Source organism: uncultured Microscilla sp. (genome assembly GCF_947493425.1).
In the GTDB taxonomy this organism is placed as follows: domain Bacteria; phylum Bacteroidota; class Bacteroidia; order Cytophagales; family Microscillaceae; genus Microscilla.
Genome location: NZ_CANLRP010000465.1, coordinates 1 through 543 on the forward strand (window position 1 = coordinate 1; position 543 = coordinate 543).

Annotated in this window: 1 protein-coding gene; it reads left to right on the forward strand. The window is 37.0% G+C overall.

What is annotated here, in order from left to right; genetic code table 11:
• Window positions 1-58: 58 nt before the first annotated feature.
• A partial coding sequence (locus Q0954_RS34350; protein ID WP_299466705.1) for an ISAs1 family transposase occupies window positions 59-543 on the forward strand: 485 nt, incomplete at its 3' end.

Here is a 543-nt window from a genome sequence, read left to right on the forward strand (position 1 = left end):
GCAAAAAGTATCAGAAAAGTCTAACGAAATTACAGCCATTCCTAAATTACTTGAGGGCTTGGATGTCGAAGGAGCTTTACTTACCATTGATGCAATGGGTACTCAAAAAAGCATTGCCTCTCTTATTATAAAAAAAGGTGGAGATTATTTATTAGCTCTAAAGGGTAATCAAGGTAATTTACACCAAGAAGTTCAAGAAGCATTTGGTACTTTTACTGCCAAAGCTACAAGTTTGTTTGATGAGCAAAAAGATAGTGGTCATGGAAGGCTTGAAACTCGTTGCTGTTGGGTGGCTAAAGCCGAAGATTGGTTACTGCCAGAAACAATTGCAGAATGGACAGAACTCAAAAGCATTATCTGTGTGGAAAGTCACATTTATTACAAAAACGGTAAAAATGAAGGTAAGCATCATCGTGAAACTCGTTATTATATTTGTAGCTTAGTTCCTGATGCAGAAAGGATTAACAACAGTATTCGTAAACATTGGGGAGTAGAAACTAAACTACACTGGGTTTTGGATGTGGCATTTGGAGAAGATGATTC